This is a genomic window from Aestuariivirga sp. (assembly GCF_047602625.1).
Taxonomy (GTDB): domain Bacteria; phylum Pseudomonadota; class Alphaproteobacteria; order Rhizobiales; family Aestuariivirgaceae; genus Aestuariivirga.
This window is the reverse complement of the sequence record NZ_JASGGV010000001.1, coordinates 748,525-771,676: the sequence shown is the minus strand read 5'-3', so window position 1 is coordinate 771,676 and position 23,152 is coordinate 748,525. Positions and strand designations below refer to the sequence as shown.

Here is a 23,152-nt window from a genome sequence, read left to right as displayed (position 1 = left end):
TCCGTCACTGCTGAGCCGTGGTTATCGGGTTTACAGACTGCGCGATCTTGATTCCAGCTTCGGAGAAAGCGTTGAGAATCGCGAACCGCAAATCACTGGCGACAAACGATCCATCAAACACCTGCGCCACAAAACCGCGCGCCTCAAAGTCGAGTCCAATGTTGCCGAAGCGGAGCAAAACGACCTGGGGCTCCGGAAACGTGAGAATCTTGGGGTGGGCCCGGATAATTTCGCTCAGGATGTCGCGCACCTTTTCGGGATCGCTCCCATAAGCGGCGGAGACATTGATAGTCACCCTCCCCATCGTGTCGCCATGCGTCCAGTTGCGCACGGCGCCGGTGATCAGCAGGGAGTTCGGCACGATGATGTCGCAGGAATCGAAGGTCTCGATCTCGGTTGAGCGGACGTTGATGCGCTTGACGAGCCCCTCGCCCGCATCAATCGCCACCCAGTCGCCCACACGGATGGGCCGCTCCGCCAGAAGGATAAGACCCGACACGAAATTATTGACGATGGACTGCAGGCCAAGGCCGATACCGACGCCCAAGGCACCAGCCACCAGCGCGATGTTGGAGAAATCAAGCCCGGCTGCCGAGAGAGCCAGAACGATGGCGAGGATATAGCCGGCGTAACTCGCGCCTTTCCGAAGTGAATCCTGAACGCCCTTGTCAACCCGCGTTTCGGCGAGGATGCGGGAGTTCATCCAGCTGACCACGAGATTCGTCAGCAGGATGCCGAATGTCGAAATGGCGACCGCGATCAGGATCGAGGTGAGCGACAGCGTGATGCTGCCAACCCTGAAGCCAATGAAGGCCGAGTTCACCATACTGCGGAAATCGACCCAGGTGACCGTCCACAGCAGGAAGAGCAGCGGCAGCCCGATCAGCACGAGGAGAAGGTCCACCACGGTGCGGAACACAAGTCCGACGCGCTCAACGCCGCGCTCGCCCAATCCTGTCGCGCTGCGCAGACGCCTTCCGAGTCCGCTCTGCGGATCGAAGCTCGAGGCCACCGCGGCGTCGCTCAGGTGATGCAGCAGGAACAGCAGCATTACCAGCACCGCTGTTTCGAAAATCTGCTGCACCAGATAGGCGCCGAAAGCGACGAACCCAAACAGGAGTGCGGCGGTGGAGATGGCAAGCGCCAGCCAGATCACCGCTCGGAAAGAGGCCGACCACGAAAGGTAAACCTTCCGCTGCGCGGACGGCGAGGACAGCCCTTGCTGATGATGCACGGTGTAGAGCATCGCGCCAATCAGCACGATCATGATGCTGGCGGAGAGGGCCGAAAGCCCGATCGTATAGCTTACCGGCAGATAGAGGCCGTCGGCAATTTCCTGAAGATTGCGGTCGGCAACGGAAATAAAGGCCGCAAGCCCCACCAAGACCGGCATTTTGTGGGCAGCCGCATCATCAAGATCGACCACCCGCCACGCCGGCTGGCCGGGAGAGGCAAGACGGTAACCTAGCGCCCAATAGACGGTGGTGACGAAGATGATGTTGATGACAGCGTTATAGACCAGCGCAAAGCGCGGCGTCATGAAACCGCTGATCTGCAGCGCAAGGGTAACGGGCAAGAACACCAGCACCAGGATCGCCAGTGCTGCGACCACGCCCCGGACGACGCGCCAAAGCCTGTCGAGATCATCGGGAGCATGGGCAGCCGCCGGAGCAGCTGCGGCCCATTTCCGCAAGCGGCTGCGCAGCAAAAGATAAGCGCCGATCAGTACGCCCAGAAACACGGGGATGAGCGCCAGTCCCTGAAAATTTGCGGTGTTGCGAACATCGCTCCACCAGCTCGAAAACAGGGCAATCAGGCGGGTCGCCATCAGGCCAAGGCCAACAAGGGAATCATACCAGAGCGTGGGGTTGAGGATCGACCGGCTGCCCTCGAAGATGCGGCTGAGGAAGAGATTGCGCTGTTGCGCAGAAGCGCGGCTTGCAAGCTGCTCGGCGTTGACGGCCACAAGTTCAAGCTGGCTTTTAGCGCCTTTCACCTGGTCGCGCTTGGCCGTCAGGGCCTGGCGTTGCGCGGCAACGGTGCCCGCCTCGCTGGCCCCATCCGTCGGCGCCGGGCCGAGCAGGTTTAATTGCTGATTGACCTCAGTCAGCGGATCGGCAAGCGCGCCAGCGAGTAACAGGGATTGGGTACGGATATTCTCAAGCTGCGACCGGAGATCCGTCAATTGCGCGTCGGTGATCGCCGGGGATTGGAGAGCCTGTTCGATGGTTGTGAGGCTGGCGCGGAAGTCCGCTGCGGCGCGTTCGGATTTGCCGATGATGGTCTCATCGAAGGCAAAGGCCGCGCTGCACAGCAGGACGAGGCTGAGAACCGCGGCGGCGAAACCCCTGCCCCAGTTGCGCATCACACCAACCGGCTTTGCTCAACCGCTGCTGCGATGAACGAACTGAACAGCGGATGCGGCTCGAACGGCTTGGATTTCAGTTCGGGGTGATATTGCACGCCAATGAACCAGGGATGATCGGGATATTCCACCGTCTCGGGCAGCAGGCCATCGGGCGACATGCCGGCAAACACCATGCCGGCCTTCTCAAGCCGCTCACGGTAGCGCGTGTTCACCTCATAGCGGTGGCGGTGCCGCTCGGAAATGCGCGTGTCGCCATAAATCCCGGCGATCTTGCTGCCGGGTTTCAGCGCCGCATCATAGGCGCCGAGCCGCATCGTGCCGCCAAGGTCGCCACCCGCCTTGCGCTGTTCAAGCTCATTGCCCTTCATCCATTCGGTCATGGTGCCGACCACGGGCTGCTTCGTCTCACCGAATTCCGTCGAACTCGCATCGTCGATGCCGCAAAGGGAACGCGCTGCCTCGATGCAAGCCATCTGCATGCCGAAACAAATCCCGAAATACGGCACCTTGCGCGTGCGGGCGAAAGTCGCCGCCTTGATCTTGCCTTCCGAGCCGCGCTCGCCAAAGCCGCCCGGTACCAGAATGCCGTTGACGCCTTCAAGCCAGGGCGCCGGATCTTCCTTCTCAAAAATTTCAGACTCGATCCACTCAAGGTTCACCTTCACCTTGTTGGCGATGCCGCCGTGAACCAGCGCTTCATTCAGGGATTTATAGGCGTCGAGCAGCCCTGTGTATTTGCCCACCACGGCAATCGTCACCTCGCCTTCCGGCTGGGTGATGCGCTGCATGATCTCGGTCCATTTGGAGAGATCGGGATCCTTCGCGTGCTGGATACCGAAGGCGTCCAGCACTTCACGGTCAAGGCCTTCGGCGTGATAGGCGCGCGGAACGTCATAGATCGATTTCACATCTAGCGCCTGGATAACGGCGGACGGCCGCACGTTGCAGAACAGTGCGATCTTGCGCCGCTCGTTGACGGGTATCTCGCGGTCGGCGCGGCAGAGCAGAATATCGGGCTGAATGCCGATGGAGCGCAGCTCTTTCACGGAATGCTGCGTCGGCTTGGTTTTCAGTTCACCCGCTGTCGGGATATAGGGCAGCAGCGTCAGGTGGATGTAGATGCAGGAGCCGCGCGGCTCTTCCTGCCCAAACTGTCGGATGGCTTCAAAAAACGGCAGGCCCTCGATATCGCCCACCGTGCCGCCGATTTCCACCAGCACGAAATCGAAACCGTCGTTGCCGTTCTTGATGAAGTCCTTGATGGCGTCAGTCACATGCGGGATGACCTGCACCGTTCCGCCCAGGTAGTCTCCGCGCCGTTCCTTGGCGATGATATCCTGATAGATGCGACCGGTGGTGATGTTGTCCTGCTTGTTGGCATGGCGGCCCGTGAAGCGCTCGTAATGGCCAAGGTCGAGGTCGGTTTCGGCACCGTCATCGGTCACAAACACTTCGCCGTGCTGATAAGGGCTCATCGTGCCCGGATCGACGTTGAGATAGGGGTCGAGCTTGCGCAGGCGGACGGAATAGCCACGCGCCTGCAACAATGCTCCGAGTGCTGCGGACGCCAGGCCTTTGCCAAGGGAAGAGACCACGCCGCCTGTAATGAAAATATACCGCGCCATGGGACTTCACCCTATCTCTTTCAAAACATGATTCGAAGCCCGGAAAGGAGCCTTCCCGGGCTTTCTGTGGACAATCTGCCGTTACTGGCTGACCGGGACTTTGGGCGTATCGGGAAGCTTGGGCAGGACCGGCGGCGTGCCGGTTTCGGCAGGCGCCGTCTGGCTGCCGGCTGCGCCGTCAAACGCCGAACTGCTGGAGTGGTGCGAGGCGAGAAGCGTGAGGGCGATCGAGGTGGCAAAGAACGCGACCGCGAGATAGGCGGTTGTCCGGGTCAACGCATTGCCGACGCCGCGCGCCGAGAACAGGTTTCCGCTGCCGCCACCCCCGCCGATTCCCAAAGCGCCGCCTTCCGACCGCTGCATCAGCACCACGCCGATGAGGAACACGGCAACCAGCAGATGGACGATCAGCAGCACTTCTTTCATGGCGGACTTCCGGATTTGGCGAATGTGGCGGTGGCTTTAGACCGATCATGTGGGGAAGGCAAGCCGCGCCGCCAAGTGGTCAGGCAGGCTTCCGGCTATAGCGGAATGTGCAGCGCGGTGCCCCGCCCATGATGGTGTGCTGGCGGTCGAGCACCATGTCGGGGTTGTAGCCTTCGCAGAACCCGGCATCCCGGTTGCAAGACAGCAGATGGCCGATCTTGCCCAGTCCCATTTGCCGATAGGTTTCCGCATAGCGGCACCGGGTGACGTCAAAATTGAATGTTGAATCAGTGGCTTCCAGCACGTCGATTTCCAGCGCGCCGCCTTTCGTCCACAGTTCGAACAGCTTGATGAAGCTGGCCATGGTCGGCTTCCCGCCCGGCGCCGAGGCGGCAAAGGCCTGACCCTCGGCGATTGCCGCCTTGCGGATGGCGGTGTCGAGGATGGTGCTGGCTTTTTCTTCCCCCAGTTCCGCAACCATTTCGGCATAGATCGGGCCGATCACCTCAGCCTGCAGCTTCCGCTTCAGGATGACCGGGACGGCGGAGGTGTTCACGGTTTCATCGGCAGCAGACAATCGTATCCTCCCATATCGCGTTTCGGAGACTATCATCCCCTCGCCGTCAGCGCATCTGCCGCGTCTTTCCGCCGCTGCCATTGCAACTGCGAAAGCGAGATGTTAAATCCGACTAAATAGCTCGGATAAATCGTGCCCCTCAGATGATTGTATGTCATTGCAATATCATCACTTCCGGCCAGATCGAAAAGGCCGTGAAGGCGATTGCGTCTGATGATCCGCGCTGTATTGTAACCCCCGGCGTGGTGTTCCGGTGTTGTGGATCGCGTCCCGTGTGCGGAGGCTGCATGCCCCGTTTCGTGGAGCATGTCCGCAACGCTGCCACCGCACATGAGGCAGCCATGGAAGTCTCTGTCGAGACAATCATGGCCGTCGAGATTGTCGAAATACCGGGAGAGTCCCATGAAGGGCGACGCGAAAGTCATCGAATATCTGAACCGCGGCCTGCGGAGCGAACTGACGGCGGTGAGCCAGTACTGGCTTCATTACCGGCTGCTGCAGGATTGGGGGTTCGTGAAACTGGCCAAACACGAGCGCAAGGAATCCATCGAGGAGATGCACCATGCGGACCGGTTCGTGGATCGCATCATCGTGCTCGAAGGCCATCCCAACCTGCAGACGCTCGACCCCTTGATGATCGGCGAGAACATCAAGGAAGTTCTCGAATCTGATCTCAAAGCCGAGTACGGCGCGCGCGCCCTCTACAAGGAAGCGCGCGAATATTGCCACGACGTGCGCGATTTCGTGTCGATGAAGCTGTTTGAAGACCTTCTCTCGGACGAGGAAGGCCATATCGACCACATCGAAACAGAACTCGATCTCATCAACAGTATCGGCATCGAGAATTACGGCCTCCTGCAAGCGCAGGGTGGCGACGACGATTGACGAAGACGAAGCCCGGCTAAATGCCGGGCTTTTTAAGTTAGGTCACACAAGTTCTAAATGACCACGCCATTGGGTTGGATCCAAAGACCACTGGAAGCAACGAAGACGTATCGTTGCCCGTGTTGCGGTTGCAAAACTCTGCGTGGAAGAGGGCAAGATGAGATTTGCCCCGTGTGTTTTTGGGAAGACGACGGACAAGACGATGCGGATGCTGACGTTGTTGGCGGCGGCCCAAACTACAATCTCAGCCTAACTATGGCGCGCAAGAATTTCCGGAATTTTGGCGCCGTGGAAGAAGCATTGAAAACTCATACCCGCCCGCCCGAGCCGGATGAGCTTTAGGTTTTTGGCTGCCGTTTGATGTTCACATGTAGGCCTTGATGATGCCGAGGAAGTCCGCGGCCTTCAGGCTGGCGCCGCCCACCAAAGCGCCATTGACATTGGCGGCCGCCATCAGCTCTGCCGCGTTGGATGGTTTTACTGAACCGCCGTAGAGGATGCGCATTGCGGCACCGTCGTCGGGCGCAATCTTCTCAAGCTCATTGCGGATGTGGGTGTGAACCTCCGCCACCTCAGCCGATGTCGGCGTAAGCCCAGTGCCAATTGCCCAAACCGGTTCATAGGCGATGACGGTGTTCTCCGCCGTAACCCCTTCCGGCAATGAGCCTTTGAGCTGCGCGGAAACCACGTCCAGCGTCTTGCCGCCCTTGCGTTCGTCCAGCGTCTCGCCGATGCAGATGATGGCCTTGATGCCGGCGCGATGGGCGCCTTTGGCCTTTTTGGCCACCATGGCATCCGTTTCGCCGTGGTTGGTGCGCCGCTCGGAATGACCGACGATCACCGCCGTGCATCCCGCCTCTTTCAGCATTTCCGCCGATGTATCGCCCGTATGAGCGCCCGATGCGTCCCAGTGGCAGTCCTGCCCGCCAATTTTCACCTTGCTGCCCTTCAGCACCGTCTTCACGCGCCGGATCATGACGTCCGGTGGACAGACCATCACGTCGCAATGGAGCTTCACATCCTTGAGCATACCCGCCAGCAGGCGTGGTTCCTTCATCATGGCGATGCTGCCGTTCATCTTCCAGTTTCCCGCCACCATCGGACGGGGCGCCTTGGCCGCCATGTATCTGCCTCCAAACCCTTAAATCGCAAGCCTCATAGCAGACGCAACAGAGGCTTGCGAGGGGGTGGCACCGCCCCTATGATCCGCGCCGCCCGATTTGGGCCTAAGCTGGAGTAGTAGACCCATGATGGATTTCATGCGCCGCGCAGCCAAGAGCTGGGTGGCCAAAGCCCTGATATTCATGCTCGCCGCGAGCTTCGGAATCTGGGGCATCCAGGATGTGTTCCGGGGATATAGCATGGGCTCTCTGGCCACCGTTGGCAGCGAGAAGATTTCGCCGGAAGATTTCAAGCGCGCCTTTGATGATGCCTTGCGCCGCCTGCAGCGGCAGACCGGCCAGGCGCTGTCGCCGGAAGACGCGCGAAAGCTCGGCTTCGACCGCCAGGTGCTGGACCAGCTCATCAACAATGCCGCAATTGACGGGCAGGTGAATGCAATGGGGCTTGCCATTGGCAAGGACCTGATCATTCGCGACACGCAGGAAAATCCGGCTTTCCAGGATTCGCAGGGCAAGTTCGACGTGAACGCGTTCCGTTCTGCGCTTAACAACGCAGGCCTTACCGAGGAAGGTTTCTTCGCCACCGAGCGCAAGCAGCGGCTGGGCGCCGTCATTCCGCAAACGGTGGCTGGCCAGATGCCTGTGTCAGAGACGCTCGGCGAGATCATGTACCGTCACGCCAATGAGCAACGTGATGCCCGTTATCTCGTGGTGAAGACCGCCGACAGCGAAGTGGCCCAGCCCACCGATGCCGACATCAAGGCACAGTATGATGCCAATCCGCAGCTTTACACCGCTCCTGAATATCGCACCATTGCCGTGATGACGGCCGATCCTGCTGAACTGGCAAAATCAATAACCATCAGCGATGCGGATCTCAAGGCAGGCTTCGACAAGTACAAGTCTGAATACTCCACGCCGGAAAAGCGCACCATCCTGCAGATCACTTTCCCAAGCATTGACGAGGCGAAGAAAGCCAAGGACCGCATCGCGGCGGGCACGGATTTCATGGCCATTGCCACCGAACGCGGCCTGAAGGAATCCGACATCACCTTCGCCGACAAGGTGCCCGCCGATTTCATCGACAAGACGATCGCCGATCAGGCGTTCAAGCTGGCGGAAGGCACGGTCAGCGATCCGATCAAGGGCCTGCTTTCAACGGCCCTGATCAAGGTGGCCAAGGTTACGCCCGCCCATCAGGCGACGCTTGAGGAAGTGAAGGACAAGCTCACGCAGCGTCTGGCTCTTGAGCAGGCACAGGGCGATCTCAACACGATCTATGGCGCGGTTGAAGATGCGCGGGGCGGCGGCCAGACCAAGTTTGACGAAATTGCCAAGGCGCAGAACATTGCCTTCCTGCAGATCGGTCCCGTCGATGCACAGGGCAAAGGGCCGGATGGCAAGGAGATCGATTTCCCCAACAAGGCGCAAATCCTGCAGGCTGCATTCGCAAGCGATGTCGGCGTCGACAATGCCGCGCTGACGCTGCCCGATGGCGGCTATGTGTGGTACAATATTCTTGAAGTGAAGCCTTCGGCGGTGAAACCGCTGGCGGACGTGAAGGATCAGGCGGCGAAAGACGTGATTGCGGCGCGGGTGCGCAAATTGTCGGAAGACAAGGCATCAAAGCTGGTTGACCGCCTGCGCGGCGGCGCCAAGCTCGATGATCTGGCCAAGGAGCTGTCGCTGACGGTTGAAACCGAACAGGGTCTCAAGCGCGGCGAGCCGTCCGATCAATTCGATGCTGCCGCCGTGGCCGCGCTCTTTGCCGTGCCCGATACGGGTTTTGCATTTTCCGTGGATGCAGATGGCAAAAGTGCGAAGGTGATGCAGTCCCAGCCGGTCTTGTTGCCGCCCTATGATCCCAAGGCGGAGCCTTCCAAAAAGATCGCGGCCCAGATCAGCAACGGTCAGGGACAGGATCTTCTGGCGTCCTATCTCGGGGCCATCAAGGTCGCGGAACGCGTCAACATCAATGAAACACTCTGGCGACAGATCGCGGGCACCACCTCATCAAACCCCTGATCTTCCTTTCTCCAGAGTAATTCAAAATGGCAATCCATCCTTCCTATGACGCTTTCGCCGCGTGCTATGAGCGCGGTGAGGCGCAGATCGTTTCCACCCGTCTGGTGGCGGATCTCGAAACGCCCGTTTCGGCCATGCTCAAGCTGGCCCGTAACGCGCGCTATTCCTTCCTGCTTGAATCGGTGGAAGGCGGCGCCGTGCGCGGCCGCTATTCCATCATCGGCATGAACCCGGACCTGATCTTCAAGGTCGACGGGGCGCAAGCGAGCGTCAACCGCAACGCCGTGAATGATCCCAAGGGCGCATTCGAACCCCTGCCCCAGCCGCCCTTGCAGGCGCTGCGGGCGCTGCTGGCGGAAAGCCGGATCGCCCTTCCCGAAGATGCGCCACCCATGGCGGCGGGCGTGTTCGGCTACATGGGTTATGACATGGTGCGGCGGATGGAGGACCTGCCCGAACCCAATCCGGATGTGATGGGCTTGCCCGATTCCATGCTGATCCGCCCGACCATCATGGCGATCTTCGACAGTGTGAAGGATGAGGTGACGGTGACTTCGCCCGTCTATCCGCAGGCGGGTGTAAGTGCCAAGGCGGCCTATGCGCGCGCGCAGGAACGGCTGAATGAGATCGTCGACGCGCTTGACCGGCCGCTCGATCATCTCGCCTCGCGGAGCCCGGATACCCCCCCAATCGCCGAGCCTACGTCCAACACCACCCCCGCCGAATACAAGGCCATGGTGCTGAAGGCCAAGGATTACATCACCGCAGGTGACATCTTCCAGGTGGTGCTGTCACAGCGTTTCGAGTCTGACTTCACGCTGCCGCCGTTTGCACTGTATCGCTCACTCCGCCGCGTCAATCCCTCACCGTTCCTCTATTATCTCAACTTCGATGATTTTTCGGTGATCGGCTCCAGCCCTGAAATCCTCGTTCGCGTGCGCGATGGCAAGGTGACGATCAGGCCGATTGCGGGAACGCGCCGAAGAGGCGCCACGCCCGCCGAGGATCGTGCGCTTGCCGCGGAGCTTCTGGCCGATCCCAAGGAGCGCGCGGAGCATCTGATGCTTCTCGACCTCGGCCGCAACGATGTGGGCCGTGTCGCCGGGATCGGCTCGATCAAGGTGACGGACCAGTTCGCGCTGGAGTATTATTCCCACGTCATGCACATCATCTCCAATGTCGAAGGAAAACTGGCGCCGAAGTTCGATGCCATCGACGCGCTTGTGGCGGGCTTCCCGGCAGGCACGGTTTCGGGCGCGCCGAAGGTTCGCGCCATGGAGATCATCGACGAACTGGAACATGAAAAACGCGGCGTCTATGCCGGCTGCGTCGGCTATTTCTCCGCCGACGGAGAAATGGACACTTGCATAGTTCTCCGCACGGCCATTGTGAAAGACGGCAAGATGTATGTGCAGGCGGGCGCCGGTGTGGTGGCCGACAGCGTGCCGGAAAGCGAGCATCAGGAATGCGTGAACAAGGCCCGCGCCCTGTTCCGCGCCGCCGATGACGCGGTGCGCTTCGCAGGCCGCGCCGGGAGGGCCCAATGATCGTCCTCATCGACAACTACGACAGTTTCACCTGGAACCTCTATCACTTCCTGGGCGACCTTGGCGCTGAAACCGTGGTGCACCGGAACGACAAGATCAGCGTCGGCCAGGTGATCTCCTCCAAGCCCGATGCCATCGTGATTTCGCCGGGGCCGGCAACGCCGAACGAAGCCGGTATTTGCCTGGAACTGATCGACAAGGCATCCGGCGCTATTCCGATGTTCGGTGTGTGCTTGGGGCTGCAATCCATAGGCCAGGCATTCGGCGGCAAGGTCGTCCGCGCGCCGCAGCTCATGCATGGCAAGGTGTCCTCGATCCATCATAATGGCCAGGGCGTGTTCAAGGATGTGCCGCAGGATTTCACCGCCACCCGCTATCATTCGCTGATCGTGGAGCGCGAAAGCCTGCCGCAGGAGCTGGAAATCACGGCGGAGGCCGATGGCCTCATCATGGGGCTTCGGCACAAGACGAAGAATGTTCATGGCGTGCAGTTCCATCCCGAAAGCATCGCATCGGAGCATGGCCACACCATTCTCAGGAACTTTCTCGAACTGGCGGGAGCGCTGTGATGGCAGACCTGAAGCCAACCATTGCCAAGGCCGCCAACGGTGTGCCTCTAACCCGCGAGGAGGCGCGCGCCGCCTTCGACGTCATGATGTCGGGCGAGGCCACGCCTTCGCAGATCGGCGGGTTGCTGATGGCGCTCCGCGTGCGAGGCGAAACGGTGGACGAGATCACCGGCGCCGTCGAAGTGATGCGCGAGAAGATGACGCGCGTGGATACGCCGGGCGATGTGATCGACATCGTAGGCACCGGAGGCGATGCGTCGGGCTCCTACAACATCTCGACCTGCGCGGCCTTCGTGGCCGCCGGTGCTGGCCTCAAGGTCGCCAAGCATGGCAACCGGGCGCTCTCCTCCCGTTCAGGCGCCGCGGATGTACTGATGGCGCTCGGCGTCAAGATCGACCTGCCGCCGGACCAGATCGCGCTGTGCATCAATGCGGCGAATGTGGGCTTCATGTTCGCGCCCGCCCACCATGCCTCGATGAAGCATGTCGGCCCCAGCCGCGTTGAACTCGGCACCCGTACGATCTATAATCTGCTCGGCCCCCTGTCCAATCCGGCAGGCGCCAAGCGGCAGGTTACAGGCGTTTTTTCAAAGGCTTGGGTTGAACCTCTCGCGCAGGTTCTGAAGAACCTTGGCAGCGAGGCCTGCTGGATTTGCCATGGTGAAGGCGGGTTTGACGAGATCGTGCCTACAGGCACCACGTGGATTTCGGAACTCAGGAACGGCGACATCCGCAGCTTTGAAATTGCGCCTGAGGATGTGGGCCTCAAGCGCTCGGATGTTCAGGCGCTTAAGGGCGGCGATGCGGCGCAGAACGCCGAGGCGCTACGTGAAGTCCTGCAGGGTGCTCCTTCGGCGTTCCGCGATGCCGCCGTTATGACGGCGGGGGCTGCGCTGCTGGTTGCCGGCAAGGTTCCGAACCTCAAGGCGGGTGTTGCTGAGGCACAGACCGCCATCGACAAGGGCCATGCCATGAAGGCGCTGGAGACGCTGGTGAAGGTGTCGAACAGCTAATGGCCACCATTCTCGACAAGATCGCCGCCTACAAGCGTCAGGAAGTGGCGGCGGCAAAAACGAAACGCTCGCAGGCCGATCTCGACGCCGCTGCGAAAGCCGCAAGCCCGGTGCGCGGGTTTCAGGCCGCGCTCGAGGCGAAGGCAGCGGCAGGCCAATGGGACTCATCGCCGAGGTCAAGAAGGCAAGCCCATCCAAGGGCCTGATCCGGCCGGATTTCGATCCTCCAGCGCTCGCGCAAGCCTATGAGGCTGGTGGCGCGGCCTGCCTTTCGGTTCTGACCGACGCACCATCCTTTCAGGGTGCGCCGGAATTTCTCACAACAGCGCGGAACGCCTGCGGCCTGCCCGCGCTCCGCAAGGATTTCATGCTCGATCCCTGGCAGGTCACGGAAGCGCGCGCATGGGACGCGGACTGCATCCTGCTGATCATGGCGATGATTGACGATGCTCTTGCCGCCGAACTGGAGTCAGCTGCAATCCATTGGGGCCTCGACGTGCTGGCCGAAATCCATGATGCGGCCGAACTTGACCGCGCGCTCAAACTCCGCACACGGATGATCGGCATCAACAACCGCAATCTCCACACCTTCGAGACCACGCTGGCCACCAGCGAGGCCCTGGCGCCGGGTGTGCCGAAGGACAGGATGGTGGTGGGCGAAAGCGGGCTGTTCACGCCTGGCGATCTTGCCCGCCTTTCGGCGATTGGCATCAACACGTTCCTGATCGGCGAAAGCCTGATGCGGCAGCAGGATGTGGCGGCGGCAACCCGCGCCATTTTGAAAAAACCATGAGCGGCCTCACACATCTCGATGCTGAAGGCAATGCGCACATGGTGGATGTGTCGGAGAAGCACGTTACATCGCGCTCCGCCACCGCCAGGGCGCGGGTGATCATGCTGCCGGAAACGCTGCTGATGATCCTCGACGGCACGGCGAAGAAGGGCGATGTGCTCGCCGCTGCCCGCATCGCCGGCATCATGGCGGCGAAGAAAACGCATGAATTGATCCCGCTGTGCCATCCGCTGATGATTTCCAAAGTATCGGTGGAGTTCGTGCCCGACGAGCCTTCCTCGTCGATTGAGATCACCGCCACGGTAAAGGTCGAAGGAAAAACCGGCGTGGAGATGGAGGCGCTCACCGCCTGTTCCGTGGCCGCCCTTACCACCTACGACATGCTGAAGTCCGTTGACCGCGGCATGCGCATCACCGATCTGCGTCTGGTCGAGAAATCGGGCGGCAAATCCGGTCTTTTCCAGGCGGAGTGAATCATGGCGCTGCTCCCCGTTGATGAAGCGCTGGCGCGCATCATGAGTGGCGTGAAACCGCTGGCCGCCGAGCCTGTGAAAACCGCCAATGCCATGGGCCGCGTTTTGGTGCAGCCGCTTCATGCAAAGCGCGACCAGCCGCCTTTCGATGCCTCGGCCATGGATGGATATGCGCTTCGCGCCGCAGATACCGCATCGGTGCCAGTCACGCTTCCCGTCAAAGGCATGTCTGCCGCCGGTCACGCCTGGCGTGGTGCGCTGAAAGCGGGAGAGGCCGTCCGTATCTTCACCGGCGCGCCGATGCCCAAGGGTGCCGATACGGTGGTGATTCAGGAAAACACAAAAGCCGCCGATGGCGCGGTGACCATCCTCGAAACGGCTGCCCTTGGTCAGAACGTGCGCGGGCATGGGCTGGATTTTGCCAGCGGCGATCTTCTGCTTCCTGCTGGGCACCGCCTTGCCGTCCGTGATCTGGGGCTGGCTGCTGCGGCGAACGCGCCCATGCTCCGTGTACGGAAAAAACCGCGCGTGGTGATCCTGTCGACAGGTGACGAACTGGTGGAACCCGGCGGAAAGCCGCGCGCCGACCAGATCGTGTCATCCAATTCCACCGGCCTCATGCTGATGGCGCAGCGCTTTGGCGCGGAGGTCATAAACCTCGGGATCGTTGCCGACACGCTTCCCGCCACGATGCGCGCCATTGCAAAGGCGAAAGGCGCTGATGTTCTCGTCACCACCGGCGGCGCTTCGGTTGGCGATCATGATTTCGTGCAGGAAGCGCTCGTCCGTTCCGGCGTAAAGCTCGATTTCTGGAAGATCGCCATGCGGCCGGGCAAACCCTTCATGTACGGCCGCCGCGGGCGGCAGCATGTGATGGGCCTGCCGGGAAACCCCGTCTCGGCGCTCGTCTGCGCGCGGTTGTTCCTCAAGCCTCTTTTGGATGCGCTGCAGGCCATGCAGGAATCGCAGCCGGAAACCTTCGCGCGCCTTGCCGTGCCGATGAAGGCCAATGACATGCGGCAGGACTATGTGCGTGCTCATCTCACTCTTGCGCCCGATGGCAGCCGTAGTGCCACGCCATTCCCCAAGCAGGACAGTTCCATGCAGCGCACCTTCCGCGAGGCCGACTGCCTGATCATCCGCCCCGCGCACGCGCCCGAAGCGGCGGCGGGAGAGCTTGTTCAGGTGCTTCTGCTGGACTTTTGACTGCGACAGACGGGAAACACTTGCGGAACTAAAAGGCAACTGTTAGAAATGTTGCAGATTTGTTCCGAATCTCCCAGAGGTTGCCCATGCTCACCCGCAAACAGCTCGAGCTTCTGCTCTTCATCAACGAGCGGCTGAAAGAGGAAGGTGTTCCACCCTCGTTCGAGGAGATGAAGGAGGCGCTGAATCTTCAGTCAAAATCGGGCGTGCACCGCCTGATCGTGGCCTTGGAGGAGCGCGGATTCCTGAAGCGCATGCCGAACCGGGCGCGGGCGCTGGAAGTCGTCAAGCTGCCGGAAAGCCATTCGCCCAGCCTGGGGAACCGCAAGCCCGCCTTCACGCCCAGCGTCATCCAGGGCAATCTTGGGCGAGTGAAGCCAATGCCCACGGCGAACGATGGCAGCCCCCGTGCCGCTGTGGTGCCACTCATGGGGCGCATCGCTGCGGGCGTTCCCATCGCCGCCATTCAGGATCACACCAACAACATTTCCGTGCCGCCGGAGATGCTTGGCCCCGGTGAGCATTTTGCGCTCGAGGTCAAGGGCGACTCGATGATCGACGCCGGGATTTTCGAGGGTGACACGGTGATCATCCGTAAAGGCGACGTGGCGCATAATGGCGAGATCGTCGTGGCGCTGGTGGATGAAGAGGAAGCCACCCTCAAGCGCCTGCGCAAAAAGGGCGAGTCGATCGCGTTGGAAGCTGCGAATACAGCTTACGAAACCCGCATCTTCGGTCCCGACCGCGTGCGCGTGCAAGGCAAGCTGATCGGATTGCTCAGGAAGTATTGAGCTCAATCGTCGGCTGCCGCAGGAAGTATGTTTTTATGTTAGCGAAAACAGAGATGTTTGATGCTTTCGCTTGATGACCCCTGTTGGCATGAGTTGCGACACGCCTATGGGAGCGCCAGCGATATACCCGATCTGTTGAGGCAGTTATCCTTATCCACGAATACCCAAAATGACTCCACGGGCGAGCCTTGGTTTAGCCTATGGTCGAGCCTGTGCCACCAAAGTAGCATCTATACGGCTTCTTATGCCGCAGTTCCGCATATCGTCCGCATCGCGAACGAGACGAAAGAGCCGGTGGATGCTTCATTTTTCCTATTGCCAGCAGCGATAGAGATATCGCGGCAAAGTGGCTTTGCGCCAGAAGTGCCACACATGCTTGCGATTGACTATCAAAAATCGATTACGGATTTGGTGGAGGCAGTGAACTTCCATCGGCATGAAGCTTGGGACGGTCCAATGGTGTTGGCTGTATCAGCCGCGTTGGCTTCCGCGAAAGGGCAGGTTCAATTCGCAGCTGCATTATTGGACAATACAGCTAAATTGTTGAACTATGATTGCGAGTGAGTTTGCGAGCTTAGCAGGCGGACCCCAGATTTATCTCCTTTGCAACGCCCATGAGATAACTTTGTCGTCAGTGCCCCACGTGAGCGGAAGAGAAAAGAACCCGTTGAAATAGAGACAGACATACGAGCCAACGGGTATTCTTACAATTTCTGGATGCCCGTAGCCCCTCATCCCTCACGCGATATGCCACCTTCTTTCCCTCTTCTCAGTGACGCCAAAGAATGCGCTGGAGTTGGCTCTACGCCAGTGGCCCCTCCAGCCCCAGCTTGCGCATCAGCGTGCCATAGCTGTTGGAAGTGCGGATCAGCGTTTCGGCGTGGCGGGCGATGAGTTTTTGCCGTGCCTCCTCATCCGTTGCTGCCGCAAGCGCCCCCCAGATGGCGGCGATGGTTTCCGCCTGATCACGAAGCGCCGCAACCACCTCCCCTTCCGCCGCGCGGGCGATGTCATCGCCCGTCACCTTGCCGACGCAGGGCACGGTTGCCGCACCGCCATGGGCATAGCCTTCCGGCAGATCGCCCTTGAGATTGGTGACGCTCCGATACTGGATGGCGTCAAAAACCTGGTCAACCGCCTGTTTGGCGCCATCCACGCGGCTGCCGTGCTCGGTGTCAGCGGCGGCGTGGGGCAGCAGTTCCAGTTTGCCGGCATGGCGCTCAAGAAGCGCCAGATAGGGCGCCATGGGGCCGGAAAGCTTGCCGGTCGTTGCATCCTTGAACAGATCGGCATCGATCGCCGCGTAGCGCACTTTGCCGGAGGTAAGCGCTGCATCAAGCGCCGCCACATCGACCAGTTCGCCCCGGTCGTAGTTGATGACGATGGCGCCGTCATTCAGCGCCGCCAGCACGCCCGCATCCACCACATGGGCATTGGCATATTTGCCCGTCACGGCGTTCAGCGGCCCAAGGCCCGTATGCGGGCTCACCACATCCGCGCCCTTTGCCGCCTCGGCGGGCGTTGCGGCATAGGTGAAGCCCTCGGACTCGATCCACGCCTTGTGGCGGGGCCTCGCATGGATCGCCACCTTCATGCCGAAGGCGGCGGCGATGCGCGCCACCTCGCGGCCAATGTTGCCGTAGCCCAGCACCGCCAGTTTCTTGCCTTCGAGTTTCTCGGTGGGGAATTCGCGCAAGTTCCGGCCGGTGTCGAAATCACCCGCCGCCACGCGGGCGTGCAATACGTCCACGGGAAGATCCGGCATCACCTTGAGCAGCGCCTTGAACACCATCTGGGCCGTGGCGCGGCTGTTGAAGGACGGCGTGTTCATGAGAGGCGCTGCCCCGCCCTCGCCCGTGCCGCCGCCCCATGAGGCAGACCCCATGTTGCCCGTGCCGGCGCCGATGCGCACGCCGCCCAGGGGGAACTGGCAGTCCTTGGGGATAAAGGTCGCCGCGGCGATCAGCGCGTCATACTGGCCCTTGCCGCCCGCGGCCAAAAGCTCATCGGCGGTTGAAAGATCGGGCTGGTAGAAGAAATGGATCTTGCCCTTCTCCAGCTTCGCCTTGTCCTTCAGCGGACCATCATGGAACACGCCGCCCTTCGATTCGACATGCGCCTTCACGGCGCTGTGGTCCGGCCGGCCTGCCTTGTCGAACTTGAGGCCCACGAGATCGGCGATCAGCACCGAGTAAGCGCGCGACGGATCATCCGTGCGCGGACGAGCGCCGCCGCTGTTGGCAACGGCAAAGGTCACGCCTTCCTTCGCCAGTTCCTCTTCCAGCACCACGATGCGGGCGCGGTGATAGGCATATTTGAGATTGTCCAGCAGCGCCACGATGTCTTCATTCGGGCGGATGCCCCCGATCCAGGCGCGATAATCGCCGGGCGTGCCGGGAAAGGCGTTGATGTAGCGCGCCACATCGAGGCCGCGCTCATGCGCGCCATTGGGGTGGGTGATGCCATCATAGGAAAGAAGCTGCTTGGACCGCGCGACGATGCGCGCATGAATGGCTGGATCGGTGATCGCCGGGTCATTCACCTTGAGCAGCGTGACAGCAGCGCCACGATGGCTTTCATCCGCCACGCCCGCCACCAGAATGGTGTTGGAGGAAAGCCAGTCATTCACCGCCTGCCGGTTGGCGGCGGAGCGGTGGTTGAGTTCCGCCACGCTGCCGATGCGCTTCTCGGCCCGGAGCAGCCCGAAGGTGGTTTCCGCGAAGGCCAGCGTGGAAAAGGTATTGATCACGCCGCCCAGCATCTTGTCCTGGGCCGGATCATAGATCGGCCCCACATTCACCGTGCGCTCTCCGGTGAGCGGCTTCTTGGGATCGACGGGAGCCGCCACCTTGAGCTGGCGCGGAATGGCCCATGAGGGCTGCTTCTGGTTCTTCTCGACGAGCGCCAGGGCTTCGGGAGTGAAGCTGACGATGAAATAGCCGGAAATGCCGCCGATCGCCTTCTGGAAGGGCATGAAGAAACAGCACTTCTCCATGACTTCCGCCACCACGGCCTCGCCCCACGGCATGGCGCCCAGCATGGAGGTGGCATCGAGCACCGCGTGATGCTCAGCCGGGTTGCGGCCGATCCAGTCGAGCAGATTGTTGATGTCGGCGGAAGAATAGGTGGTGGCGCCGGTCGTCTCATGCCCCACGCCCACGAACAGCTTGATGCCCAGCCGTTGCAGTTGGTCGGCAGGCGGCACTTGGCCTTCGCTGCCTGCGAAATGCAGCCGCGTCACATCGCCATTTTTCGAATAGCGCATCATCTCGACGATCTGCGCGCCCCAGCTCTGGCGGAAGAAACCGGAGGCCTTCGCCACCTCGGATTCGGGCGCGGGCGTATCGATGAAGATGTGCTGGGTGGGATCATTGCCGTCGATCAGGTGGAGCGCCGCCACGGTGAAGCCCGAATGCCCGCCGCCCAGCCCCACCGCCATCTTGTTGGCCTTGGGGAAGCCGAAATAGCGGTGAATTTCGCGCATCATGTCGAGGAGGAATTTGTCAGCCGGATAGCCCCGGTGCATGGAGCGGCCGATTTCGGCTGACGTGAAGGGCCCGAGATCGCGGCCCTTGTCGTCGAGCTTGCGGTAATTCTTTTCCAGCCAATGCTCGAACTCGAAGCGCGTGAGCCGCGCCTCTACCTCATCGGCCACCCCGTCTGTTATCGGACCCACGCCGAAGAAGGGATTTTTTGTCGGATGCGGCGGCCCGGCCTTGGTGGCGTCGAGCGAGGCAAGGCGCAGGGTCTTCATCTGGTCGGCAGTCGTCATCGGCATCCTCCGGGTCGGGCGCCAAGCTAGCGGAGGAGTGCCAGCCACCGCTGATCGAAAAACGTCATCCCGATGCGGGGGCACGGCATGCAATATTGAAACCAATTGCCGTGGAAAGATCGACAGCCGCCAAGTTGGCGCTGTTCATGACGCCACGGCTGGCAGTTCTGATTTCATTCAGGGAAGCCAGTTCGACAGCAACAATCCGACTGACAACGCGATAAGCCCGCTTGCCACCGCTCCGGTTGGCATGACGCGCATCCGTTTCAGCCAGTGCGACTAACCCCTAACCGCAAATCTTACCGCCGCTCTCTAATTCTGTTTTGAACTTGGCAGGCCAGTGACCTTTCACGAGGGGCTGGCCTGCTTTTTTTCTGAAAGCCATCGGCGGGCCAAAACTTATCGAACCACGCCGGTGCCTCATCATAGAATTTATCATCGAAGTCGAATGTTCCCGCTTCCCGCAGCGTTTTGGCGTCTGCGAACTCGGCAAAAATCCGCTTGGTACGGATAAGTCTTTTCAGGTTGTCTCTGATAGGACGGTCGTTCTGTCCGCTTATTGCGTCACTCATGCTTTGGTACATCTCCCAAGCGACAATGTCCGCCGCTTGGAGCGGAACATTCTCTTTCGATGATCCAAAAGAAAACGAATGTAGTTGCGTATGGAATGGACGAAGAATGTTTTTTCTCTCACGGTCATCGTTGTCTTTGAGAAACGCAAATAGCCCTTCGTATAGCTTCGCTCTTTCGATACGTGGGTCGAACATAAATATTAGTTGGCTTTCGTGTCTCATCAAATTGGATGTCATAGCCTGGATCATTATCATACATTTGGCAGCTGCGTAGTGTTCCGCATCACCTTGATATCTACGTTTCCTGCCTTGTATGTTCTCGTCCCAATCCTTCTGCGAAACGCCGACGCAATATCCGTAAACAGACGATTTGGAAATAATGTCTGTGAATCTCCGCGTTACGTAATCGGTTTCCACACGTCTCCAACCACGAAACTGCGATTTCTCAGACGATATTTGACAATGCGCCATATGAAAGCGGTCGAGTGGGCCTCTACCTGGGCAAGGCTCGGCTAAGACCTTGCGCCACTCTTGTTCCAAATATTCCCATTGATTTTGCAGCCCCCAAAGCCCTGCTATGACAAGAAGTCCATCTTCACTGTGGGTGCCGCTGTCATCAAAATATGCTGTGATCATAAATGCCTTCTAGTAGGACGGCTTTCACATTCTCTTAGCCCCCAGCCGTATGCGGCTTGGACCAGAAGAATTGCTTATCCCCAGTCAGATGCTCCGCGAAGCCATCTAGCGCCTGCTGCAACACATGCGCGGCATCATAACCCGCCGCTCCGTTCACATATGAAGCCCCATACAGCAGCGCGTAATGCCGCGTCTGCCCAGCCATGTCTAACAGCCGGTCCCTCTCTGTGGGGCCGAAGGACGGGCGAAGGGGGCGGCGAACATGAGAACCTGCGATGTGATGTTCCCTCATTGTTCTCATTGTTTCGTGAGGCCGTCAAGCCATATATATCAATCGGCACGTGTACAAAGTTGTAAGCACTATCGAAAATCGTAGAGGTAACAACTCCCTTTGACACCATGTCCACCGTCGTTCCGGCAAGCAGAAAGGCTCTTCCGAATGGCGCTTGCTTTTGTTTTTTGTCCATCGACAGTGCCGCAAGATTGCCCAGTGCGATCCCATTGGTTTACCGCAAAGGCACCCCAATGACGGACGCTTTTCACCCACTTTTTATAGACAACGGAACACGTGCTATCGGGTCGGGGGAACACGCTGGTCGAAACCTCTGAATGAGCCGGTGAGGCGATCGTGGCAATCTCCAACGTCAGCAGCAATATCAGAGCAATACTCGGCCTCGGATACCTCATTTGACATAAATTACACTACATGTACCGGTAATCCCCCAAGTCGGATGGTCATGTTCACTCGCTCTGCACTCTGATAGTGCTTTCGCCCTCGCAGTATCCCGGTTGGGAAATTGTAGAACCCAACCGCAGGCCTGCCCATTCTTGTTCGGCGTGTTAGCCGCAAACGCGGCCCAGTGCTTTCCAGATGCTACTATGGCGCGATACTTGGGCAGGCATTTAGCCACTGCCGCTGCTGCATTGGCGGGGGAGTTGAAAGTGTTCCCACCCAAGGCAACCAGCGTGGGGACGGCAAGAACGGCCAACAGGCCTACCTTAAGAGACATCACGAACTCTCCGCTTTGTGAGAAGCCCATTCACAATATGCAGTGGAAGGCGTTGAGTCAGCAAGTCCTCGAAGGATTGCTCCGCGCGTCCCCAGTGCGTCCCACGCTGTTTTTGCAGGTTTTACAAAAGTGCGCTAACCGATTGATTTGGTTTGGTGAGCCGGGCGGGAATCGAACCCGCGACCACATGATTAAAAGTCACGTGCTCTACCCCTGAGCTACCGGCCCGTAGCGCCATCAGGCTTTTGGAGAGCGCGGTATAGTTGCGGGGGGAGCCAGGGTCAAGGCCGGAAACCCGGGGTTAACGCTCGCGCCACATTATCGCCGCGCTGGTCCGGTCCATGCTTGGGCCGGGTGGGAGATTCCTGATTTGGCACTGGGGGATATGGCGGAGATCGCGATTATCGTTCTGGCGGCGGGCAAGGGCACGCGGATGAAATCCGCCCTGCCCAAGGTGCTGCACCGCGCCGCCGGACGCAGCCTGCTGGCCCATGTGCTCCATGCCGCCAAGGCCCTCAAGCCCACCCGCCTCTGCGTCGTCATGGGGCCGGACATGGCGGCGGTGGAGGCCGAAGCCAAGGCTGTGGTGCCGGATGCGCTCTTCGCCGTCCAAGCCGAGCGCTTGGGCACCGCCCATGCCGTTTCCATGGCCAGGGAGGCCCTGCAGGGCTTCTCCGGCAAGGTTCTGGTGCTCTATGCCGATGCGCCGCTGGTGCGGCCTGAGACGCTCTCGTCCCTCGCCGCGGCTCCCGCCGCCATGGCGGTGCTGGGCTTTGAGGCGGCCAACCCCTATGGCTATGGACGCCTGCTGCTTGATGCGTCCGGCCACATCACGGCTATCCGCGAGGAGCTTGATGCTAATCCTCAAGAGCGCGCGGTAACGCTATGCAATTCCGGCGTGATTTCGATTTCGTCTACCCTGCTCTGGCAGCTTCTGCCGAAAATCGGCAACGCCAATGCCAAGGGCGAATATTACCTGACTGACCTCGTGGGCCTTGCCACGGCGCAGGGCGAAAAGGTGGCCCTCGTCCGCTGCCCCGAAAATGAGGTGGCCGGGGTGAATGACCGCGTGCAGCTCGCCGCCATCGAGGCGGAATTGCAGGCCGGCTACCGCCGCGCCCATATGCTGGGCGGCGCAACACTCACCGATCCCGGCAGCGTGTTCTTCTCCGCCGATACCGTGATGGGGCAGGACGTGGTGATCGGCCCCAATGTGGTGTTCGGCCCCGGCGTGCGCGTGGGGAACGGCGTTGAAATCCATGCCTTCAGCCATGTCGAGGGCGCTATCGTGGCGGATGGTGCGCGGATCGGCCCCTATGCAAGGCTTCGCCCCGGCGCCGACATCGGCAAGGATGCGCATATCGGCAATTTCGTCGAGATCAAGAATGCCGCCATCGCAGCGGGCGCCAAGGCCAATCACTTAAGCTACATCGGCGACGCAAATGTGGGGGCGGGCTCGAACATTGGCGCCGGCACCATTACCTGCAATTACGATGGCTATGAAAAGCACCTCACCGACATTGGCGCCAATGTCTTCGTCGGCTCGAACACGGCGCTGGTCGCGCCTGTGAAGGTGGGCGATGGCGTGAACATCGCGGCGGGCAGCGTCATCACGAAGAACATTCCTGCCGATGCGCTTGCCATCACGCGCCCGCCGCTTGAGGTGCGCGAAGGCTGGGCGGTGAAGTACCGCGAAATGAAAAAGGCCCGCAAGGCCGCAAGGCTGAAGGCCAAGGAGTAGGA

At 60.3% G+C, this 23,152-nt stretch carries 19 protein-coding genes, 1 tRNA gene and 1 pseudogene; 12 read left to right on the top strand and 9 right to left on the bottom strand.

Annotated elements, in window-relative coordinates:
- Positions 1–4: 4 nt before the first annotated feature.
- The 4 genes from QM694_RS03965 to QM694_RS03950 form a co-directional block, all read right to left on the bottom strand.
- Positions 5–2,365 carry a DUF3772 domain-containing protein gene (locus QM694_RS03965; protein ID WP_415005635.1) on the bottom strand — a complete coding sequence of 787 codons (2,361 nt, stop codon included), beginning with the start codon at positions 2,363–2,365 and terminating at the stop codon, positions 5–7.
- On the bottom strand, positions 2,365–3,993 hold the full coding sequence (locus QM694_RS03960; RefSeq protein ID WP_415005634.1) for a CTP synthase: 1,629 nt from the start codon (positions 3,991–3,993) through the stop codon (positions 2,365–2,367). Before QM694_RS03960 ends, QM694_RS03965 begins: the two co-directional genes overlap by 1 nt.
- 81 nt (positions 3,994–4,074) lie before the next feature.
- Positions 4,075–4,419 carry a preprotein translocase subunit SecG gene (gene secG / locus QM694_RS03955; protein ID WP_415005633.1) on the bottom strand — a complete coding sequence of 115 codons (345 nt, stop codon included), beginning with the start codon at positions 4,417–4,419 and terminating at the stop codon, positions 4,075–4,077.
- A gap of 79 nt (positions 4,420–4,498) precedes the next feature.
- Positions 4,499–4,996, bottom strand: coding sequence for an L-2-amino-thiazoline-4-carboxylic acid hydrolase (locus QM694_RS03950; protein ID WP_415005632.1), 498 nt, complete (start codon positions 4,994–4,996; stop codon positions 4,499–4,501).
- A 402-nt stretch (positions 4,997–5,398) separates the two neighbouring features.
- On the opposite strand from QM694_RS03950, the gene bfr reads away from it, so the two are divergent.
- Entirely contained in the window at positions 5,399–5,881 is a 483-nt protein-coding gene (gene bfr / locus QM694_RS03945; protein ID WP_415005631.1) for a bacterioferritin, read from the top strand.
- Positions 5,882–5,938: 57 nt separating this feature from the next.
- Entirely contained in the window at positions 5,939–6,223 is a 285-nt protein-coding gene (locus QM694_RS03940) for a CPCC family cysteine-rich protein (protein ID WP_415005630.1), read from the top strand.
- A 22-nt stretch (positions 6,224–6,245) separates the two neighbouring features.
- Here QM694_RS03940 and tpiA read toward each other — a convergent pair whose 3' ends face one another.
- Positions 6,246–7,004 (bottom strand): triose-phosphate isomerase, encoded by a 759-nt coding sequence (gene tpiA, locus QM694_RS03935; RefSeq protein ID WP_415005629.1) that lies wholly within the window; start codon positions 7,002–7,004, stop codon positions 6,246–6,248.
- Positions 7,005–7,128: 124 nt separating this feature from the next.
- Between tpiA and QM694_RS03930 the strand changes: the two genes are divergently transcribed.
- The 9 genes and pseudogenes from QM694_RS03930 (at position 7,129) to QM694_RS03890 (ending at position 15,983) form a co-directional block, all read left to right on the top strand.
- A complete protein-coding gene (locus QM694_RS03930) occupies positions 7,129–9,027 on the top strand; it encodes a SurA N-terminal domain-containing protein (protein WP_415005628.1) in 1,899 nt (632 codons plus the stop codon).
- Positions 9,028–9,053: 26 nt separating this feature from the next.
- A complete protein-coding gene (trpE, locus tag QM694_RS03925) occupies positions 9,054–10,574 on the top strand; it encodes an anthranilate synthase component I (RefSeq protein ID WP_415005627.1) in 1,521 nt (506 codons plus the stop codon).
- Positions 10,571–11,143, top strand: coding sequence for an anthranilate synthase component II (locus QM694_RS03920; protein ID WP_415005626.1), 573 nt, complete (start codon positions 10,571–10,573; stop codon positions 11,141–11,143). The genes trpE and QM694_RS03920 overlap by 4 nt, the downstream gene beginning before the upstream one ends.
- Positions 11,143–12,156, top strand: coding sequence for an anthranilate phosphoribosyltransferase (trpD, locus tag QM694_RS03915; protein ID WP_415005625.1), 1,014 nt, complete (start codon positions 11,143–11,145; stop codon positions 12,154–12,156). The genes QM694_RS03920 and trpD overlap by 1 nt, the downstream gene beginning before the upstream one ends.
- Positions 12,156–12,949 (top strand): annotated as a pseudogene (gene trpC, locus QM694_RS03910) (indole-3-glycerol phosphate synthase TrpC). The gene trpD and the pseudogene trpC overlap by 1 nt, the downstream one beginning before the upstream one ends.
- Positions 12,946–13,422: a cyclic pyranopterin monophosphate synthase MoaC gene (gene moaC, locus QM694_RS03905; protein WP_415005624.1), complete on the top strand. Its 477-nt coding sequence runs from the start codon at positions 12,946–12,948 to the stop codon at positions 13,420–13,422. The pseudogene trpC and the gene moaC overlap by 4 nt, the downstream one beginning before the upstream one ends.
- Before the next feature lie 3 nt (positions 13,423–13,425).
- Positions 13,426–14,628, top strand: a complete 1,203-nt coding sequence (gene glp, locus QM694_RS03900) for a gephyrin-like molybdotransferase Glp (protein ID WP_415005623.1) — start codon at positions 13,426–13,428, stop codon at positions 14,626–14,628.
- Positions 14,629–14,714: 86 nt separating this feature from the next.
- Positions 14,715–15,419, top strand: coding sequence for a transcriptional repressor LexA (lexA, locus tag QM694_RS03895; RefSeq protein WP_415005622.1), 705 nt, complete (start codon positions 14,715–14,717; stop codon positions 15,417–15,419).
- Between the two features lie 60 nt (positions 15,420–15,479).
- Positions 15,480–15,983 (top strand): hypothetical protein, encoded by a 504-nt coding sequence (locus QM694_RS03890; protein WP_415005621.1) that lies wholly within the window; start codon positions 15,480–15,482, stop codon positions 15,981–15,983.
- 238 nt (positions 15,984–16,221) lie between these two features.
- Here the strand turns inward: QM694_RS03890 and QM694_RS03885 are convergent, their stop codons facing one another.
- The 4 genes from QM694_RS03885 to QM694_RS03870 all read right to left on the bottom strand — a co-directional run bounded on the left by QM694_RS03885 (position 16,222) and on the right by QM694_RS03870 (position 21,637).
- Positions 16,222–19,191, bottom strand: coding sequence for an NAD(P)-dependent oxidoreductase (locus tag QM694_RS03885; RefSeq protein ID WP_415005620.1), 2,970 nt, complete (start codon positions 19,189–19,191; stop codon positions 16,222–16,224).
- 299 nt (positions 19,192–19,490) lie between these two features.
- Positions 19,491–20,399 (bottom strand): DUF3800 domain-containing protein, encoded by a 909-nt coding sequence (locus QM694_RS03880; protein WP_415005619.1) that lies wholly within the window; start codon positions 20,397–20,399, stop codon positions 19,491–19,493.
- A gap of 34 nt (positions 20,400–20,433) precedes the next feature.
- A complete protein-coding gene (locus tag QM694_RS03875; protein ID WP_415005618.1) occupies positions 20,434–20,604 on the bottom strand; it encodes a hypothetical protein in 171 nt (56 codons plus the stop codon).
- A 958-nt stretch (positions 20,605–21,562) separates the two neighbouring features.
- Positions 21,563–21,637 (bottom strand) — tRNA-Lys (locus tag QM694_RS03870).
- 142 nt (positions 21,638–21,779) lie between these two features.
- Between QM694_RS03870 and glmU the strand changes: the two genes are divergently transcribed.
- Complete coding sequence (gene glmU, locus QM694_RS03865; RefSeq protein WP_415005617.1) at positions 21,780–23,150, top strand: bifunctional UDP-N-acetylglucosamine diphosphorylase/glucosamine-1-phosphate N-acetyltransferase GlmU; 1,371 nt, start codon at positions 21,780–21,782, stop codon at positions 23,148–23,150.
- The last annotated feature ends 2 nt before the right edge of the window (positions 23,151–23,152 follow it).

Excerpts from the sequence above, each read along its gene's own strand:
- QM694_RS03965 (WP_415005635.1), bottom strand. The coding sequence starts at position 2,365 with ATGCGCAACTGGGGCAGGGGTTTCGCCGCCGCGGTTCTCAGCCTCGTC.
- QM694_RS03960 (WP_415005634.1), bottom strand. The coding sequence starts at position 3,993 with ATGGCGCGGTATATTTTCATTACAGGCGGCGTGGTCTCTTCCCTTGGC.
- secG (WP_415005633.1), bottom strand. The coding sequence starts at position 4,419 with ATGAAAGAAGTGCTGCTGATCGTCCATCTGCTGGTTGCCGTGTTCCTC.
- bfr (WP_415005631.1), top strand. The coding sequence starts at position 5,399 with ATGAAGGGCGACGCGAAAGTCATCGAATATCTGAACCGCGGCCTGCGG.
- QM694_RS03940 (WP_415005630.1), top strand. The coding sequence starts at position 5,939 with ATGACCACGCCATTGGGTTGGATCCAAAGACCACTGGAAGCAACGAAG.
- tpiA (WP_415005629.1), bottom strand. The coding sequence starts at position 7,004 with ATGGCGGCCAAGGCGCCCCGTCCGATGGTGGCGGGAAACTGGAAGATG.
- QM694_RS03930 (WP_415005628.1), top strand. The coding sequence starts at position 7,129 with ATGATGGATTTCATGCGCCGCGCAGCCAAGAGCTGGGTGGCCAAAGCC.
- trpE (WP_415005627.1), top strand. The coding sequence starts at position 9,054 with ATGGCAATCCATCCTTCCTATGACGCTTTCGCCGCGTGCTATGAGCGC.
- QM694_RS03920 (WP_415005626.1), top strand. The coding sequence starts at position 10,571 with ATGATCGTCCTCATCGACAACTACGACAGTTTCACCTGGAACCTCTAT.
- trpD (WP_415005625.1), top strand. The coding sequence starts at position 11,143 with ATGGCAGACCTGAAGCCAACCATTGCCAAGGCCGCCAACGGTGTGCCT.
- moaC (WP_415005624.1), top strand. The coding sequence starts at position 12,946 with ATGAGCGGCCTCACACATCTCGATGCTGAAGGCAATGCGCACATGGTG.
- glp (WP_415005623.1), top strand. The coding sequence starts at position 13,426 with ATGGCGCTGCTCCCCGTTGATGAAGCGCTGGCGCGCATCATGAGTGGC.
- lexA (WP_415005622.1), top strand. The coding sequence starts at position 14,715 with ATGCTCACCCGCAAACAGCTCGAGCTTCTGCTCTTCATCAACGAGCGG.
- QM694_RS03890 (WP_415005621.1), top strand. The coding sequence starts at position 15,480 with ATGCTTTCGCTTGATGACCCCTGTTGGCATGAGTTGCGACACGCCTAT.
- QM694_RS03885 (WP_415005620.1), bottom strand. The coding sequence starts at position 19,191 with ATGACGACTGCCGACCAGATGAAGACCCTGCGCCTTGCCTCGCTCGAC.
- QM694_RS03880 (WP_415005619.1), bottom strand. The coding sequence starts at position 20,399 with ATGATCACAGCATATTTTGATGACAGCGGCACCCACAGTGAAGATGGA.
- QM694_RS03875 (WP_415005618.1), bottom strand. The coding sequence starts at position 20,604 with ATGGCTGGGCAGACGCGGCATTACGCGCTGCTGTATGGGGCTTCATAT.